At 72.2% G+C, this 17,468-nt stretch carries 15 protein-coding genes and 1 tRNA gene; 2 read left to right on the forward strand and 14 right to left on the reverse strand.

The annotated features are described in order from the left end of the window. Positions 1-697: 697 nt before the first annotated feature. Entirely contained in the window at positions 698-1,537 is an 840-nt protein-coding gene (locus ACGFQC_RS15745; RefSeq protein ID WP_363088869.1) for a hypothetical protein, read from the forward strand. A gap of 69 nt (positions 1,538-1,606) precedes the next feature. On the opposite strand, the gene ACGFQC_RS15750 is transcribed toward ACGFQC_RS15745, so the two are convergent. Then, positions 1,607-3,103, reverse strand: a complete 1,497-nt coding sequence (locus ACGFQC_RS15750; protein ID WP_363088783.1) for an alpha/beta hydrolase — start codon at positions 3,101-3,103, stop codon at positions 1,607-1,609. Between the two features lie 289 nt (positions 3,104-3,392). Here ACGFQC_RS15750 and ACGFQC_RS15755 point away from each other — a divergent pair, with 289 nt between their 5' ends. After that, on the forward strand, positions 3,393-4,679 hold the full coding sequence (locus ACGFQC_RS15755; RefSeq protein ID WP_363088782.1) for an NAD(P)-binding domain-containing protein: 1,287 nt from the start codon (positions 3,393-3,395) through the stop codon (positions 4,677-4,679). Positions 4,680-4,872: 193 nt separating this feature from the next. On the opposite strand, the gene ACGFQC_RS15760 is transcribed toward ACGFQC_RS15755, so the two are convergent. From ACGFQC_RS15760 to ACGFQC_RS15820, 13 genes are all read right to left on the reverse strand, one after another. Beyond that, positions 4,873-6,039, reverse strand: coding sequence for a tryptophan dimethylallyltransferase family protein (locus ACGFQC_RS15760; RefSeq protein ID WP_363088781.1), 1,167 nt, complete (start codon positions 6,037-6,039; stop codon positions 4,873-4,875). Between the two features lie 222 nt (positions 6,040-6,261). Continuing rightward, a complete protein-coding gene (locus ACGFQC_RS15765; protein WP_363088780.1) occupies positions 6,262-7,605 on the reverse strand; it encodes a cytochrome P450 in 1,344 nt (447 codons plus the stop codon). A gap of 8 nt (positions 7,606-7,613) precedes the next feature. Next, a complete protein-coding gene (locus ACGFQC_RS15770; protein ID WP_363088779.1) occupies positions 7,614-8,207 on the reverse strand; it encodes an ATP/GTP-binding protein in 594 nt (197 codons plus the stop codon). After that, the gene (locus ACGFQC_RS15775; RefSeq protein ID WP_363088778.1) at positions 8,182-8,559 is read right to left on the reverse strand and encodes a DUF742 domain-containing protein; all 378 of its coding nucleotides are present in this window, start codon (positions 8,557-8,559) and stop codon (positions 8,182-8,184) included. Before ACGFQC_RS15775 ends, ACGFQC_RS15770 begins: the two co-directional genes overlap by 26 nt. Then, on the reverse strand, positions 8,556-8,957 hold the full coding sequence (locus tag ACGFQC_RS15780; RefSeq protein WP_356561669.1) for a roadblock/LC7 domain-containing protein: 402 nt from the start codon (positions 8,955-8,957) through the stop codon (positions 8,556-8,558). Before ACGFQC_RS15780 ends, ACGFQC_RS15775 begins: the two co-directional genes overlap by 4 nt. Further along, a complete protein-coding gene (locus ACGFQC_RS15785) occupies positions 8,954-10,132 on the reverse strand; it encodes an ATP-binding protein (RefSeq protein WP_363088777.1) in 1,179 nt (392 codons plus the stop codon). Before ACGFQC_RS15785 ends, ACGFQC_RS15780 begins: the two co-directional genes overlap by 4 nt. Before the next feature lie 442 nt (positions 10,133-10,574). Then, positions 10,575-10,659 (reverse strand) — tRNA-Leu (locus ACGFQC_RS15790). 249 nt (positions 10,660-10,908) lie between these two features. Next, the gene (locus ACGFQC_RS15795; RefSeq protein WP_363088776.1) at positions 10,909-11,946 is read right to left on the reverse strand and encodes a sugar phosphate isomerase/epimerase; all 1,038 of its coding nucleotides are present in this window, start codon (positions 11,944-11,946) and stop codon (positions 10,909-10,911) included. Positions 11,947-12,006: 60 nt separating this feature from the next. After that, positions 12,007-13,386 (reverse strand): nucleotide pyrophosphatase/phosphodiesterase family protein, encoded by a 1,380-nt coding sequence (locus ACGFQC_RS15800; RefSeq protein WP_363088775.1) that lies wholly within the window; start codon positions 13,384-13,386, stop codon positions 12,007-12,009. Further along, complete coding sequence (gene eboE / locus ACGFQC_RS15805; RefSeq protein ID WP_363088774.1) at positions 13,383-14,552, reverse strand: metabolite traffic protein EboE; 1,170 nt, start codon at positions 14,550-14,552, stop codon at positions 13,383-13,385. Before eboE ends, ACGFQC_RS15800 begins: the two co-directional genes overlap by 4 nt. A 3-nt stretch (positions 14,553-14,555) precedes the next feature. Then, positions 14,556-15,446 (reverse strand): TatD family hydrolase, encoded by an 891-nt coding sequence (locus ACGFQC_RS15810; protein ID WP_363088773.1) that lies wholly within the window; start codon positions 15,444-15,446, stop codon positions 14,556-14,558. Then, a complete protein-coding gene (locus ACGFQC_RS15815; RefSeq protein WP_363088772.1) occupies positions 15,446-16,186 on the reverse strand; it encodes an EboA domain-containing protein in 741 nt (246 codons plus the stop codon). Before ACGFQC_RS15815 ends, ACGFQC_RS15810 begins: the two co-directional genes overlap by 1 nt. Then, entirely contained in the window at positions 16,116-17,117 is a 1,002-nt protein-coding gene (locus ACGFQC_RS15820; RefSeq protein ID WP_363088868.1) for a sugar phosphate isomerase/epimerase family protein, read from the reverse strand. Before ACGFQC_RS15820 ends, ACGFQC_RS15815 begins: the two co-directional genes overlap by 71 nt. Positions 17,118-17,468 lie beyond the last annotated feature (351 nt).

Here is a 17,468-nt window from a genome sequence, read left to right on the forward strand (position 1 = left end):
CCGGGCCGGGATCGGAGGGCCGGGATCGGAGGGCCGGGACCGCAGGGCCGGGACCGCAGGGCCGGGACCGCAGGGCCGGAGCCGCAGGACCGGAGCCGCAGGACCGGGACCGCAGGACCGGAGCCGCAGGACCGTCGGCCGACAGCGCGACTAGGTCAGGACGCGGCACGGTCGCGCTGCCGGGCGGCGTCCCCACCCACACCGCCGCGCCCGGGGACATCGCCACTCCCTCGTACAGCCTCACCGCCGCGCCCTCGCCTCCCGTCTCCTCCCACCTCCCCCTCCTGCACCCACACCCGCACCCGCACCCGCACCCGCACCCGCACCCGCACCCGGCGTACACCCTCACCCGTATGACTCCCTGCGTTGGTCGAGCGGCCGGGCCGGTGGTGCGGTGGAGGCGAGGGGAGCCGCACGGGCACACCTGCGCCGGGAATCCGTCCCGTCCTCGCACGCCCCGTCCCGACCGTCTCATCCGTCCCATCCGTCCAGTCCCATCCGTCCCATCCGTCCCGACCGTCCTCAGGAGGCAAACGTGATCACCCCTCGCCCGACCGGCCGCCCGTCCCGACCGGCGCGCAATGCCGCCGCGTCGGACCCGGCCGTGCCGCGTACGGCCACGCCCGTCGCCGCGGTGCCCCGCACGGCGGACCGTCGGGCCCGCGCGGTCCGCCCGGTCCGTGTCCTGGCCGCCGCGATGGCCACCGGGACGCTGTTCGCCACAGCGGCCTGTGCCGGCGGGGACGACAACACGTCGGCCGAGTCGGAGACCGCCGCCACCGTCGCCGAGCGGCCCCTCGCCGCGCAGACCACCGCCTCGTCGCCGACCGCCCCCTCGACGCCGACCACCGGCAAGTCGGCCGGCGCCACCCCGTCGCCCACCGCCACCCTCTCGGAGACCGGCGCCCGGAACGCGCTGATCACCGCGGCGGACATCGAGGACGACTGGGTCCAGGTGAAGAACCCGCAGGACTGGCGCGACAAGCTGCTCATCGGGCAGGTGGACGCGGCCCAGTTCGTCACCGGCAAGACCGACGCGGCCGACTGCCAGCGCCTGGTCGACGCCCTCTACGACGAGACCCTGCTCGGCACTCCGTCCGGGGCGTCGGCGCTGAACGGCTTCCAGGAGGGCGACTCCCGGCTGCTGTACCAGGTCGCCGCCTACCAGAAGGCCACGCTGGACAAGTCGATGGACTGGCTGGGGAAGCTGCCCGAGACCTGCGACCAGTTCACCCTGACCGGCGGCGACAGCGGCGACCGTACCGTCCAGGTCGTGGAGACCTCGCTGCCCAAGGAGGGCGACGCCCGGCAGGGCCTCACCGTGACGGTGAAGGGCACCTCGAACGGCGACCCCGTGACGCTCACCCTGGACGTCGCCGTCGTCCGGGTCGGCGATGATGCCATCACGGTCACCAACGGCGGGCTCGACGGCGCCGACGAGGACACCACCAAGGCCGCCGTGGAGCAGGGCACCAAGCGGCTCGAGGAGGTCCAGGCGGGCCGTACGCCGACCCCGACGCCGAGCATGCTCGACTGATCCCCGACAGAACCCGACCCCCGAACCCGGCCGTCACCCCGCGCAGGAGCAGTCCCTCCCCCGCCGCGCTCACGCTGCCCGTGCGGGGCGGGCGGCGGGGCAACTGGTGCCCCGTGGTGGGACTGCCAGGTCGGTGAGGTAGCTGTCCACGGCGTCCTCCATGCACGGGCCGCTGGTGACGCTGCCGTGGCCGTGGCCCTCGTAGGTGAGGAGCACGCCGCTGCGGCCGAGCTGCCGGGCCACCGAGACCGCCCACGGGTAGCCGGTGGCGGGGTCGTGCAGCGCGTTGGACACCAGGATCGGCGGGGCACCGTGTACGTCCAGACGGTCCTGTGGGTTGGCGGTCGGCGCCCCCAGACACGCCACTGCCATGTGGATCGGCAGCAGGTAAGGCAGGTCGGGCGCGGTCATGTTCGTCATGGCGACGAGCAAGGCGTACTCCTGGTGGTCGCGCACTGGCAGGTGCCAGTCCGAGCAGAAGACCGGGGTGGCCGGATGCAGCGGCGCTGTCGAGGTGGGCGACGCGGGCAGCGGCTTGCTCGCGTCCATCCCCGCGATCGCCGCGGCCAGGCCCGCGTGGTCGGCCTCGTAGAACTTCCGGAACGCGATCTTGTTGACCAGGTCCGAAGACGACAGCGAGGTGCCCGGCTTCGCCGGGTCCGCCAGCTCGCCACGCCCGGCCCGGGCCAACAGGCCCTGCCAGACGGCGCGGACGTCGCGGCCGTGCAGCGCGCAGTCCGCGGCACCGTCGCACCACTTCACGAACTCCTGGAATGAATCCTGTGCCGTGGCCGCCTCGGCCTGCAGGAAGTCACGGGTGGTCGGGACGCTGTGGTCCATGACGCTCTCCAGCACCATCGCGCGCACGCGGCGCGGGTAGGTCTCGGCGTACTGCGCCCCGAGCAACGTGCCGTACGAGCTGCCGTGGAAGGTCAGTTTCCGCTCGCCGAGGGCGGCCCGGAGAGCGTCCAGGTCCCGGACCGTCTGGGCGGTGTCGAGGTGGTCGAACACCGGGCCGGTACGGGCCCGGCAGTCGGCACGGAGCCGCTTGTTGTACGCCATGGTGGCGTCGAAGTCAGCCTGGCTCTTCAGCTCCGGTGACGGCCGCTCGGCAAGCAGGCCGCCGGAGCAGGTCACCGGGTTGCTGCCGCCCACGCCGCGTGGGTCGAAGCTGACGATGTCGAACCTGCGGCGGACCTCTGGGCTGAACCGGCTGATACGGCCCACCACCATCTCCACACCCGAGTCGCCCGGCCCGCCGGGGCCGAACACCATCGAGCCGACGCGTGCGCCGGGGTCGGTGGCCTTGCGGCGGGCCACGGCCAGGTCGAGTCCCGGCCCGTCCGGGCGGGCCCAGTCGACCGGCACCGAGAGAGTGGCGCACTCGGCTCCCGGCTTCTCCGGGTCGTCACACGGCGCCCACCGCAGGACCCCGGTGGCAGACGGCGACGCGTGGACCGCGGGAGCGGTGGCGAGGCCGGTGATGACGGCCATGGCGGCTCCCATGGCCATGGCCGTGCCCCGCATGGCGATGCGCCGCAGTGCGGATCTGCCCCTCAACGGCATGGATCCTCCTCGTGGAGAGAGCGGTTGTGTCAGGCGTGCGGACCCGGCCGGGGCACAGTCGTCACGTTAGGTGCGCTGCCGCCCAAGTGGTGCCCCTGTCAGGGGCTTTTCCAGGTCGGGTCGGGGACCGCTCAGGGGCGTCGGACGCAGGGCGGAAAACGATCAGGGTCGGGTCGGTGCCATGCCATACGGCGGGCGTCTGTGATCTTTGTCGCTGGTTGGGCGGAGTGCCCGATGGGCATGCACTGCGGGTGTTCGTAAAGGTGCTGTCCTTCCTGTGGGGGAAACCGTGAGAGTGTGTGTGATCGGTGCGGGCCTGTCGGGGCTGGCCACGGCACGGGCCCTCAAGGCGGCGGGTGTCGACTTCGTGTGTCTGGAGAAGTCGGCCGACGTGGGCGGCATCTGGCGCCGCCCCGGGACGGGTGAGCGCGGCCCGGGTTACCTGTCACTGCACCTCAACACGACCAAGAAGCTGACCGCTTACGCCGACTACCCGATGCCGGACTCCTACCCGGTCTATCCCCGGCACAGCCAGATGGCCGCCTACCTGCGTTCGTTCGCCGAGTGGGCCGACGTCCTGGACCACGTCGAGCTGGAGACGGCCGTGGAGTCGGTGCGGCAGGAGGCCGACGGTTCCTGGACGGTCGCCGTCGTGGACGCCGGGGGCACGCGCGGCACGCGGAGCTTCACCCATGTCGTCGTCGCGTCGGGGCACAACACCGAGCCCTCGCTGCCCGCGCCGCCGCCCGGTGCGGACACCTTCACCGGAACGATTCTGCACGCCCTGGACTACCGCGACGGCAGCGACTACGCAGGCCAGGAGGTGGTCGTCGTCGGGCTCGGCGCCTCGGCGGTGGACATCGCGGCGGACCTCTCCCGGTACGCGGCGACCACCCTGCTCTCGGTACGCCGGGGCCTGCACATCCTGCCCAAGCAGTTGTACGGCACACCGCTCGACGAGGTGGCCGAGGCGCCGTGGTGGACGAGCATGTCGCTGGAGGAGCAGCGCCGATTCATCGAGCAGGCCCTGCTCGTGGCCCGCGGCAGGCTCTCGGACTACGGCCTGCCCGAGCCGGACCACCCGGTGTTCGCCTCGGCCGTGACCATCTCGGACGAGATCCTCACCCGCATCCGGCACGGCGGGGTCGTCCCCAGACCCGCCATCGCCTCCCTCGACGGCGACCGGGTGGTCTTCACCGACGGGACGTCCGCCCGGGCCGACGCGATCGTGCACTGCACCGGCTACCGCATGGCGTTCCCGTTCCTGCCGTCCGGCTGCCCGATCGGAGCACAGGGCTCGGTCGAGTTGTACAAGCGGGTCGTCGCACCCGGCCACGCCGGTCTGTACTTCGTCGGCCTGGTCCGTCCGCACGGCTCCATCACCCGGCTCGTGGAGGCGCAGTCGCGCTGGATCGCGCGGATCGTCACGGGAGCGGCGGTGCTGCCGGAACCGGAGGTCATGCGCAAGGAGGTCGCCACCTATCTCAGCGGCATCGCGGGCCAGTACGGCCAGGCGGAGGGCTCCTCGATCCAGGTGAACGTGGCGCCGTATCTCCAGGACCTGCAAGCGGAGTGACGATACGTCAGGCTGGGGTCGGCAGGCGGAGGGCTCCTCCGCGGGCCGGCCCCTTCGCCGTGCCGCAGCCCTCGGCTCGCGCGCTCCGCCGCCGCGTCACGTCGCCTGGTCCCCGGGTCGCGGCGGCGGGAGGGGAGCGGTCCGGCGTCATCGGCGTACGGCTCCCCGGGAAGTGTCCCCCGGTACCCGCCGGTTACCGCACGGTCGCGGGCTCGGCGGGCAGCAGGCCGACGGGCGGGCGCACCGCGTACGCCTCCGAGGAGAGGTACGTCGTGACCCGGGGCGGCTGCCCCTGCTGGTGGGCGAGCGCCAGGTAGGCGACGAGTCCCACCCCCTCCTCCGGGTCGCGGTCGGTGAGCGCGGACACGGCCGCCGACAGCGGGGCGGGGTCCTGCCCGTAGCGGCGGAGCAGGGCGGTGGCGCGGGTGAGGGCCTCGCCGTCGTGCGGCGCGTAGTCGCGGACCGGGACGTAGAGGGTGAAGCCGCTGGGCAGGCCGGACGCGCTCTCCGTGAAGGCGTGGCAGGACTGCACGGGTCGCCGCACCGCCGAAGCCGGCTCCGCGCCACTGCCGTCCGCGCCGTCCCGGCCCGCGGCGATGCGGAAGAACTCCTCGTTCTCCTCGGCCTGGGAAAGGCCACCGGTACGGGAAAGGCCACCGGTGCGGCACAGCGCGCCGGTCTCCGCGGCCGACAGGTCCTGGTGGGCGAGGTAGACCTTCACCCTGGGTTCCGCCCAGTCGCCCAGGTCCAGGGCGAAGAACAGGTGGCGGTCGTGCGGCGGCAGTGCCGCGAACGCGTCGTGGTGGCCGAGCCGCCGCAGCGCCTCGCGCACCGTCGCGGCGGCGCGTCCGCGCCCGGTGGCAGCGGGGTTGAGGTAGACCTTGACCTTGGGGACGCCGCCGGGGCGCAGTTCGAGCGCGCACCACAGGGCGAACGGGCCCTCCGGTGACGTCGGCAGGAACAGGTCCTCGAGTTCGTCGAGCCGGTCGGTGGCGACGCCCCAGCGTGCCGCCATCTCGCGGACGGCCCGCAGTCCGAGACGCCCGTTCTGCGTCAGGTCGCCGGCCGCGCAGCCCGGCTCCAGCAGCACCCGGAGCGTGGGCGCCGCGCCCGGCACGAAGGAGAGCGAGAACTCCACCGGGGTGTGGTCGTCGGAGAGGAACGTCGGGTTCGGGGGCGGCAGGTCCAGCGGCCGTGCGGCGGCCGTACCCAGCATGGCGGTGAGGGTACGCGCGTAGACCTGGGCGTCGTGGGTGGTGAGTCCCACGACCTCGCACAGGCGCAGCAGCTGGCGGGTGGTGTGGCCGCCGAGCGTGTCCGTGCCGGCGAGTACCGGCGCGCCGGACCGGGGGGCGGTCACCGGCCCTCCCGCCACGGGCCGGAGCCGACATGAAGATACCCGCCGGTGGGGGCGGGTATCTCGAGGCTCAACACTGCGGGGTGTTGGTGGGGAACGGTGTTGGTGGATATGTGGTCCACGGCAACTCCTCGGGCTGGTGGGACATGCGCATTACCGCATGGCTCACTACCCCTGAGGCTGAACCGTCATACAAGAGTGAAGAGTTGGTCGGTGTTGTGTGAATCACCTCGTCAGCCAGTTGAGGAACTGGCTCCACACTCCAGCGCGTTCGGACCGGGCGCCCGGCTGGGGCTGCTGCGGGCGGGCCGGGGCCTCGGTGTGCGCCGGGGCGGCGGGCTTGCGCGCGGCCACCGGGGTGAACCGTGCGGGCAGCGCGATGAGTCCCCGGTTGAAGGGGCCGGGGCGCCAGGTCAGGCTCTCCTCGGGGACGGCGAGTTCGACGTCGGGAAGCTGGTTGAGGAGGTTCTCCAGCGCCGTCACGGTGATCTGCCGGGCGGGGTCCTTGGACGGGCAGGCGTGCGGGCCGGCGCTCCAGGCCAGGTGGGCGCGGTTGCTGCCCGCCTGGCGGGCGGCCGTCAGCGCGGGGCCGGTGTTGGCGGCGGCGAAGCTGACCAGGACCAGGTCGCCCGCCTGGAACTTCTGACCGGCGAACTCCATGTCGGCGGCCGGGTAGTGCGGGGCGAGGTTCTGCATGGGCGGGTTCTCCCACAGCGTGTCGTCGATCGCCTCGTCGATCAGACCGCCCTGGTTGGCGTACGCGTCGTGGGTCAGCAGCCGGTGCAGGGTGTTGCCGATCAGGTTGCGCAGCGGCTCGTTGCCCCCGACCAGCAGGAGGGCGAGCTGGTGAACCATCTCCTCGTCGGTGAGGGCGGCCTGGTGCTCCATGAGCCAGGAGGTGACGTCGTCCCCCGGCTTGACCCGCTTGAGCGCGACGAGTTCGCCAACGGCGCCGAACAGCACGCCCATCGCGCGCTCGGCGTTGACTCCGTCGAACATGCCGCTGATGCCGTAGACGACGCGGTCGCCGATGTCCGGCGGGCAGCCGAAGAGTTCGTTGAACACGAACAGCGGGAGCTGCTTGGCGTAGTCGCCGAGCAGGTCCGCCGAGCCGCGGGAACCGAACTGGGAGATCAGGTAGTTGGAGACCTGCTCGGTGGTGTGGCTCAGCTTGCGTGTGTCGACGCGGGCCATGCTGTCCGTCACGGCCTGGCGCAGCCTGAGGTGTTCGGCGCCGTCGCTGAACATGCAGTTGGGCCGGTAGGCCAGCACGGGCGCGACCGGGCTGTCCGGCGAGATCTTGCCCTCGTTGAAGTGCCGCCAGCGGCGCGCGTCCTTGCGGAACGAGCCCGAGTCCTGCAGAAGTTGCAGGGCGGTGGCGTAGTCCGTGACGAGGGTGGCCTCGACGCCGGGGGCGAGTTCGACCGGGGCGGTCGGCCCGTAGTGACGCAGGTAGCTGTAGTAGGCCTGCGGGTCAGCGGCGAACTCGGGTCCGTGGAGCGGCACTCGGGCGCCGCTGTGGTGCGCCGGGCACCCGGGCGGGGGCACGGGAGCGGGGGGTTGGTCCATTTCTGCTCCTAGTGGGCACGGTCCTGCAAGTGGCGGACGAGAGTGATGAGCGCTTCGGCCGACGACCGCTCGTCCCGCGCGTCGCAGGTGACGACGGGGGTGTCGTCGAGCAGGTCCAGCGCGTCACGCAGGGCGGTCTCGTCCCGCAGGGGGGAGCCGTCGAAGTGGTTGACGGCGATGGCGTAGTCCAGCCCGTACTGCTCGATCAGGTCGATCACGGCGAACGAGTCCGCCAGCCGTTCGGGGTCGACCAGGACGAGGGCGCCGAGCGCGCCGCGGGCCATGTCCTCCCACATCTGCACGAAACGCTGCTGACCGGGCGTCCCGAACAAGTAGAGCACGACCCGGTCGCTGATGGTGAGGCGACCGAAGTCCATGGCGACCGTGGTGGTGGTCTTGCCCTGGACTCCCTTGAGGTCGTCGACGGACTCGGCGGCCCGCGTCATCGTCTCCTCGGTGGACAGCGGGGGGATCTCGGAGATCGCCCCGATGAACGTGGTCTTGCCCACCGCGAAGTGGCCGACGACGAGGATCTTCACGGCCGTCTGCGACGCGCCCTCACGGACGTACGCCTGTTCATCCAAACTTGGCCCTGAGACCATTCAGCACCTCCTCCAGGATCTCCCGGTCGGCGAGGGGCGCCCGCTGTACGGGCGGGCGGGTGATGAGGTAGCCGCCCTCGGTGAGGGCGGCGAGGAGGATCTTCACCACGCCGAGGGGCAGTTGGGTGTGCCCGGCGATCTCGGCGACCGACAGGTAGCCCGCCGAGCACAGCTCGAGCAGGCTCTGCTCCTCCGGGGACAGCCGGGTCGGCCGCTGCTGGTGGTCGGCTGCCGCCGTCACCAGGGTGATGAGGGAGAGCTGCTCCTCGTCGGGCAGTCCGCGTCCCTTGGTGATGACGTACGGACGCACTAACTCCGGTGCTTGGGGCTCCAGTTCGTCGAAGCCGGTCATGACCGCGCGCCGAGGTTCTCGCGCGGCGGTGTCGTCAGCGCCTTGCCGAGCTGGCCGACGAGCTGCTGCATCCGGAAGGTGATGTCCGCCATGTCGACGTCGGGCGAGGCGGAGACGCCGAGGTAGGCGCCCTCTCCGGCGGAGATCAGGAAGACCCAGCCGCCGTCGAACTCGACCAGTGTCTGCCGCCACCGCTGCTGGGCGTCCTCGCAGAAGAAGGCCAGGGAGCGGCTGAGCGACTGCACACCGCTCATGGCGGCGGCCACCCGGTCCGCGTCGTCCTTTCCGAAGTCCTGCGTCCGGGCCATCAGCAGGCCGTCGGCGGATATCAGGACGGCGTGCAGGGCCCCGGGTATCTCCAGGGCGCTGTCAAGCATCCATGACAGATCGTCGTTCACGAGAACTCATGCCCTTCGCTGCTTGCGCCACGTGTACTGCTGGACTGTTCCGCGGGGTCCGCAGGGGTGGCCCGCCGGCCGGACTGGGTACCGCGCTGGAAGGCGCCCATGATCGCTGCCGTCTCCGCACCCGAGCGGGAGGGAGCGGCGGCGGCCGGTGCGCTGCCGGGCACGATGGCCATCGGCCGCTTGCGGCGCCGCTTGGGCAGGCCGTCGACGGTGGTGCTCGGGGCCGGCGCGGCCTCGGGGCCGCCACGGGTGGGTGCGGCCACGGCGACGGGCGGGACGACCGGCGCCGGCTCCTTCTGCTCGGGTGCGTTGGTGAGCAGGTCGTGCGGCAGGAGCAGGACCGCGCGGACGCCGCCGTAGGGCGAGCTGGAGTCCACCGAGACCTCGAAGCCGAAACGCTCGGCGAGGACGCCGATCACCGCGAATCCGAACTGCGGCGGGTTGCCGAGCCCGGAGACGCCCGAGACGCGGTCGCTGGAGAGGAGTTTCTCCGCGCGGGTCCGCTCCTCGTCGTTCATGCCGACACCGGCGTCGTCCACGACGATGCAAATGCCCTTGGGCACGGTGCGAATGTTGATTTCGACGACGGTGTCCGGGCTGGAATAGCTGGTCGCGTTGTCGAGCAGTTCGGCGAGGGCCAGTGCGACCGGTTCCACGGCGCGGCTGGTGATGCCGAAATCGACCTGCGAGAGAATTTCCACCCGCCGGTAGTGGCGGATCCTGCCCTGGGCGCTGCGGACCACGTCGTAGACCGACGCCACCTCGCGCTGACGTCCCAGCCAGCCGTCACAGAGGACGGCGATGGACTGGGCACGGCGGCCGAACTGGGAGTTCGTGTGGTCGATCTCCAGAAGGTCCTGGAGGATGACCGACTCGCCGTACTTGTTCTGGAGCCGGGAGACGATCAACTGCTGTTCCGCGGCGAGTCCCTGAAGGGTCCGCATGGCGGACTTCAGGACTGTTTTCGTTGCCTCTTCGGCTCTTTCCTGCGCCGCCTCGACGGATTTCGCGTACCCGTTCTCCAGCTCACTGTGCTGAGCCCTGAGATCTGCGAACTCCTGCCTTAACGTCCGCGTCGCCCTCCGCTGACGAACAATGAGGGCGACGGCGACGAGTACGGCGACGAGGAGAGCCCAGAGTACCGGGTTCTGTATGTAATCAGTCATAAGACTCTCTTCAGGCGACTGACGGCCAGTTGCTGCGTTCCCGTCAATGCGGGTGGACCGGCGGGACTGCCCGCATCGGGACCACCGCCCGGACTGTCCCCGTAGTCGGGGATGTCGTCCTTCACCCATCCGCCCGCTCTACAAGCGCCGTGATCGTATCACCACGCGAAGCGGTCACAGACCGCCAACATGGGCGGTCCGGATGAACATTGACGGACCGTCAGTGAACGGGAGCCGGGCCGCTCTCGGCACAACCGATAAACGGGCTTCCGCGGCATTGAGGAGGCAATCGAGGTGTTGGGAGGGTTTCCCCGGTAGTGGACACATCCGGAGACGAGAAAACCCGCCTCCGGGAATCCCGGAGGCGGGTGACTTCTGTGCGGACACTCTCCGCGAACCTTCCCTCACCGAGTGGAACACACTCGATGCGGAGGGTGATGCGTGTCCGAGGGGGGACTTGAACCCCCACGCCCGATAAAGGGCACTAGCACCTCAAGCTAGCGCGTCTGCCATTCCGCCACCCGGACCAGGTGTCTGCCGCTGCGGGTGTTCCCCGCGGCGACATGGACAACAATACCAAGCTTTCGGAGTGCCTCTCACCCGAGTATTCGCTGGCCGGGGGCCTGCGGGGTGTCCGGGCGACGCACGCCCCGCCGCGTCGCGGAGCGTGTCGGGGCGGCCACGGACGCTCCGCTGCCGGGTCCCCGGCCCTCCCCGGCCCTCCCCTGTGCGGATCGGGGAGGGCAGGGGAGGGCCGTCTCACGCGCGCGGGGGCGTCAGCACTTCTCGCGCAGCGAGTGCAGATGCTCGCTCGAACGCCGGGCGAAGGTGAGGGAATCGACCGGGCTGTCGTGTTCCGCCTGCCAGTGGTGGGCGAGCCGCTCGCCCCGCAGCCGGGTCACGGCGGAGATGAACCGCTGGTAGTCGATGTCGCCGTCACCCACGTCGGTCATGCGGTAGCCGTAGGTGTTCGCCGGGTCGCTCACCCCGTCCTTGACGTGGAAGAGCGGGTAGCGGTGCGGCTGCCTGAGGACGTAGTCGAGCGGTTCGAACGGTGCGGGCGTGCCGTCGGGCCGCCGGGAGAAGCGGAACTGGCCCGAGTACGCCCAGAAGATGTCCATCTCGAGGAACACCAGGTCGGGGTCGGTCTCGGCGAGCAGGACGTCGTAGAGGCGGACCGTGGGATCGTCGGTGGCGAAGGAGAACTCCTCGGAGTGGTTGTGCTGGTAGAACTTCATGCCGCGGGCCCTGGCCGCCGCGCCGTAGGTGTTGAACTCCTCGGCCGCGCGCTTCCACGCGTCGACGGTGGAGCCGTAGCGGAACGGGCCGGAGGCGGTGCCGATGTGCCTGAGGCCGAGGGCCTGGGCGTCGTCGAGGACCTTGGTGAGGTTCTGGGCGAAGGTGTAGGCGTTCGGGTCGGCGGAGTGGTAGCCGACGTGGCTGCCGATGGGCGTCAGGCCGTGGTCGCGGGCCAGCCGCTTGAGCTGCGCCAGGGTGATGGGGCCGGCGGAACCCTGTGTGTATCCGGCGAACTCCACCTCGTCGTAGCCGTACTTCTCCAGTTCGGCGAAGACGGGCGCGAAGCCGAGCGTGGAGACCTTGTCCCGCAGGCTGTAGAGCTGGATGCCGAGCCGGCCGGGAGGCAGGACCGGCCGGCCGCGGCCGACGGCCGTCGTGCCGGTCGTCGTCGCGGTCGCGGGGGTGGCGGCGGCGCCCAGCAGGGCGGCGGCGGTGGCGCCCGCGGCGACGCCGAGCATGCCTCGTCTGGTGAGGCGGTGGGTGAGTTCGGGGTCGGGCTGGGAGATGCGGCTCATGCCTGGAACTCCTCGTGGTCGGAGGGCGTTGTCAGTGGTGAGTGCTCCACTTGTGACCTGTCAGGAGAGACCGGCCAGGTGCAGCAGCAAGGACTTCACATCGGTGGCCGCGACCCGGTCACCGACGGCGCGGGGGGTGGAGCAGATGAGGAGCGGGCCGTCGTCGTCGCTCGCGGGGAGGCGGCCGTGGCTGCCGCGAATAGGTGAGGGGTCCAGGGGCACGACCGCCATGCGGTAGCGCATGCCGAGTTTCTTGCGCGCCAGTGCGGTGGCCGCCTTGACCTTGACGTAGGGGTCGAGGGGATCCATGAAGAGTTCGACCGGGTCGTAGCCGGGTTTGCGGTGGATTTCGACGAGCTGCGCGAAGTCGGGCGCGCGGGCGTCGTCGAGCCAGTAGTAGTACGTGAACCAGGCGTCCGGCTCCGCGACGGCGACCAGCTCGCCGGAGCGCGGATGGTCGAGGTGGTGCGCCTTCTTGCCCTCCTCGTCGAGGAGTTCGGCGACGCCGGGCAGAGCGGCGAGGACGGCCCGGGTGGCGTCCAGGTCCTCGGGACGGCGCACGTAGACGTGGGCGATCTGGTGGTCCGCGACCGCGAAGGCGCGGGAGGTCATCGGGTCGAGGTACTCCATGCCGTCCTGGGTGTGGACCTCGAGGAGGCCGGCGCGGCGCAGGGCGCGGTTGATGTCCACGGGCCGGTTCACGCGGGTGATGCCGTACTCGGACAGGGCGACGACGGTACGGCCCTCGGCACGGGCGTCGTCCAGCAACGGGGCCGCGGCGGCGTCGAGGTCGGCGGCCGCCTTCAGGGAGCGCGGGTCGTCGGGGCCGAAGCGCTGCAGGTCGTAGTCGAGGTGGGGGAGGTAGCACAGGGCCAGGTCGGGGCGGCGGGTGCGCGTGATGTGGCGGGTGGCGTCGATGATCCACCGGCTGGAGACCAGGTCGGCGCCGGGGCCCCAGAAGTGGAACAGGGGGAACGTACCGAACTTCTCGGTCAGTTCGTCGTGCAGGGCAGGCGGCCGGGTGTAGCAGTCGGGTTCCTTGCGGCCGTCGGCGTAGTAGACGGGGCGGGGGGTGACGGTGATGTCGGTGTCGGCGCCCATGGCGTACCACCAGCAGATGTTGGCGACCGTGTAGCCGGGGTACGCCCGGCGGGCGGCGTCCCACAGCTTGTCGCCGGCGACGAGGCCGTTGTGCTGGCGCCACAGCAGCACGTCGCCGAGTTCGCGGAAGTACCAGCCGTTGCCGACGATGCCGTGTTCCGAGGGGAGGGTGCCGGTGAGGAAGGTGGACTGGGCGGCGCAGGTGACCGCGGGCAGGACGGTGTCGAGCGGGGCGCGGGAGCCGGACTGGGCCATGGACTTGAGGTGGGGCATGTGGTCGAGGAGACGGGGGGTGAGGCCGACGACGTCGAGGACGAGGAGGGGGGTGGGGCCGGTCATGGGAGCTCCTTCAGGCCGAGGTCCGTCAGGAGGTCGCGGGCCAGGGCCAGTTCGGCGGCGATGCCGTCGGCGAGCTGGGCCCGGCCGCGGGGGCGCAGCTCGGGCGGGAGGGCCTGCCAGGTGTAGGTCTCGACCTCGAGGTGGCGGGCGAGGGGGTGCGGGCCGCCGACGAGCCGGGTCAGGACGGACTTCAGGACGGGCAGCGTGGAGGTGAGGGGCGCGGCGGGGGCCGCGTGCAGCGGGACGTGGAAGTGGGAGCGCCAGGGAGCCGCGTCGGGCAGGGCGTCGTCGGCCAGGGCCTCGTCGAGGTCGTCGGTGCCGCGCAGGCCGGCGGGGGTGGAGGTGCGGGTCTGGTGCAGGAAGCGTGGTTCGGCGAAGGCGGCGAGGGCCTCGCGGACCTCGGGGAGGTGGGGATGTTCGGCGTGCAGGGCGGCGGAGAGCTGGGACTTGACCACGGGCACGCCGGCCCGGGTGAGGTTGTCCAGGGCGGTGTGCGGGTCTTCGAAGGAGGTGGCGAGGTGGCAGGTGTCGACGCAGACGCCGACGCGGTCGTGGGCGATCGCGGTGAGCGGTGCGATGGCGTCACGGGTGGTCTCGACGACGCAGCCGGGTTCCGGTTCCAGGGCGACCCGGATGGAGCGTCCGGTCAGCTCCTCAAGGGCGTCGAGGCGTTCGGCGAGGGTGCGCAGGGCGGTGCGGGCCGTCTCCGCGCGCTGCTCGTCGTAGGCGGTGCGCCAGGCCAGTGGCAGGGTGGAGATGCTGCCGTCGGTGACGTCGTCGGGGAGGAGTCCGGCGAGGACGCGGGCCAGGGAGGTGGTGTGTTCCAGGCGCTCGGGGTCGGCCCAGTCGGGTTTGTAGACCCGGTACTTGACCTCTTCCGCGCCGAAGCCCTCATAGGGGAAGCCGTTGAGGGTGACGACCTCCAGGCCGCGCCGGTCGAGTTCGCAGCGCAGTCCGCGCAGGGCGGCGGGGTCGGTGACGAGGGCGCGCGCGGCGTCCTTGGCGAGCCACAGGCCGATGCCGAGCCTGTCGCGGCCGAGGCGGCGGCGGACCGGCTCGCAGTGGTCGCGGAGCTGGGCGAGGACGCCGTCCAGGGTTTCGGCGGGGTGCACGTTGGTGCAGTAGGCGAGGTGGACGGTGGAGCCGTCGGGGTGGCGGAAGCGCATGGCTCACGCCTCCGTGGCGGGGGCGCAGGCCGGCCGGGGTTCGTCTCGCGGGGCGCCGCGCAGGACGGAGTTGCCCTCGTGGGTGGCGCCGGTGGCGTCGACGTCGAGGTTCAGGCGGCCGCTGAGCCCGTAGAAGGCGACGGGGTTGCGCCACAGCACCCGGTCGACGTCGTCGTCGGTGAAGCCCTCGGCGAGCATCAGGTCGGCGACCTTGCGGGTCTTGAGGGGGTCGCTCCTCCCCCAGTCCGCGGCGGAGTTCACCAGGACCTGCTCGGGGCCGTGGGCGCGCAGGATCGCGACCATCCGTTCCTCGTCCATCTTGGTGTCCGGGTAGACGGAGAAGCCGAGCCAGGCGCCGCTGTCCTTGGCCTCCTTGACGGTGGTCTCGTTGAGGTGGTCGACCAGGACCCGGTCGGTGGGCAGGGCGGACTCGCGGACGACGTCCAGGGTGCGGCGCAGTCCTGCGAGCTTGTCGCGGTGCGGGGTGTGCACCAGGGCGGGCAGGCCGTGGTCGGCGGCGAGCTGGAGCTGGGCGGCGAGGGCGGTGTCCTCGGCGGGGGTCATGGAGTCGTAGCCGATCTCGCCGACGGCCACCACGTTGTCCTTGACGAGATACCGGGGCAGCGCGTCGAGGACGGGCGTGCAGCGCGGGTCGTTCGCCTCTTTCGGATTGAGGGCGAGGGTGCAGTGGTGGGCGATGCCGTGCTGGGCGGCGCGGAAGGGTTCCCAGCCGAGGAGGGCGTCGAAGTAGTCGAGGAAGGAGGCCGGGGAGGTGCGGGGCTGGCCGAGCCAGAAGGAGGGCTCGACGACGGCGCGGACGCCCGCGGCGTACATGGCCTCGTAGTCGTCGGTGGTGCGCGACGTCATGTGGATGTGGGGGTCGAAGATGCGCATCAGGACTCCTTGCCGTGGGGGTCGTCCGTGCCGTGCGGCGGGGTGGCGGGGGCGGACTCGGTCAGGGCCAGGACACGGTGCAGGTCCTCGGGGACGGGGCGGCCTGCGGCGGTGCGTTCCGCGGCGTGGTCGCCGAGCATGCGGGCGAGTTCGCCGTCACCCCGGGCGCGCCGCTCCAGGTCCGCCACGTAGTGGAGGCCGACGCCGGTGAACAGGCACTTCAGGACCGCGTGCCGCCAGGCGTGGGCGTCGAGGTGCCGGGCGGCGTAGGGGCCCAGGGCAGCGGCGACGAGCCGGGTGTCGTTGGTGCGCAGGGCGTCCTCGACGAGCGGGAGGGCGGCGGGGCCGTCGGGCACGAGGTGCGGCAGGGCGTGCAGGACGGCGCGGCGTTCGTCGGCGGTGCCCTGGGAATAGACCCGGCTCAGCGCGTCGGCGTCGGCGTGGGCCGCGTGCAGGATGAGGACGCGGGCGGCGTCGGCGTGGGCGGGGCCGCAGCGGCGGCCTGCCTCGGCCAGGCGCAGCTCCCACACGGAGACGGGCCCGTGGGTGCCGGGGTGGGCGGCGGCCTCGTCCAGGGCCTGGTCGAGCCAGGCCCTGGCGGCTCCGCCCAGTCGGTCGTCGAGGCGGCGGCGCAGTTCGGCGGGCGGGGTGAAAGCAGGGGTGGTGCCGTCACCGGGGGTCACCGGTTTGCCGGTGGTGTCTGCCTCCGGGGTGGCCGGTGTGGCGTGGGGGCGGGTCATGGGGTCTGCTCCCTTCAGGGGTGGCGGAGGGATCGCCGGACGGTGGGGCGGGGACGGAAGGGGCGGCGTGGCGGAGGAACGGGAGGGAGTGGGTGGCGAAGTGGGGGCCCGCGTGGGAGTGGCGGGGCAGTTCGACGACCGTCAGGCCCTGGTAGCCGGTGGCGGCGAGGGCCGCGAGGACGGGCGGGAAGTCGATCTCGCCGTCGCCGAAGGGGAGGTGTTCGTGGACGCCGCGGCGCATGTCCTCGATCTGGACGTGGCGCAGCCAGGGGGCGGCCTCGCGCACGCAGTCGGCGGGCGGGAGGGGTTCCAGGCACTGGCAGTGGCCGAGGTCCAGGGTGAGGCCGAGGGGCTCGGGGTCGCCGAGCGTGCGGCGCAGGTGGTGGAAGTCGGCGAGGGTGGCCAGGAGGTGGCCGGGTTCGGGTTCGACGGCGAGGGGGACGCCGGTGGCGGTGGCGGCGTCCAGGACGGGGGTGAGGGTCTCGGCGAGGCGTCTCCAGGCGGTTTCCTCGTCGGTGCCGGCGGGGACGGTGCCGCTGAAGCAGTGCACGGCGTGCGCGCCGAGATCGGCGGCGACGCGGACCGCCCGCAGGAGGAGGTCGACGCGGCGGGCGCGGTCGTCCGGGTCGGCGTCCAGCAGCGAGGGGCCGTGCTTGCGGCGGGAGTCGAGCACGTAGCGGGCGCCGGTCTCCACGGTCACGCCGAGCCCGAGCGCGTCCAGCCGGTGCGCCACCCGGCGGGTGCGGGCGGCGAGGTCCGGGGCGAGCGGGTCGAGGTGCATGTGGTCGAGGGTCAGGCCCACGCCGTCGTAGCCGAGGTCGGCGAGGAGGACGAGGGCGTCGTCGAGACGGAGGTCGGCGAGTCCGTTGGTGCCGTAGCCGAAGCGGAGGGGAGTGCCGGCGCCCCGGTTCACGTCCCGGGCCCCGTCCACGCGTGCGGCTCGGCCCGTGTCCCGGCCCGTGTCCCCGCCTGGGCCGTGACCGTCGCCGCTCCCCTCCCGGCCCGTGTCCCCGCCCGGGCCGTGACCGTCCCCGGCCTCCTCCCGGCTCACGTGCCGGGCCGGGCGCCCCGTCACGTCCTGACCCACCTCCACGGCCGGGGCACGGGTGTCCCGGTTCACGTACCGGCCCGGACGGCCGTTCCCCTCCCGGCCCGTGTCCCCGCCCGGGCCGTGACCGTCGCCGCTCCCCTCCCGGCTCACGTGCCGGGCCGGGCCGCCGCTCGTGTCCCGGCTCGTCTCCGGGACACGGCCGTCCCCGGTGACGTCCCGGCGCTCGCCCTG

The organism is Streptomyces sp. NPDC048734 (assembly GCF_043198675.1).
Taxonomy (GTDB): domain Bacteria; phylum Actinomycetota; class Actinomycetes; order Streptomycetales; family Streptomycetaceae; genus Streptomyces.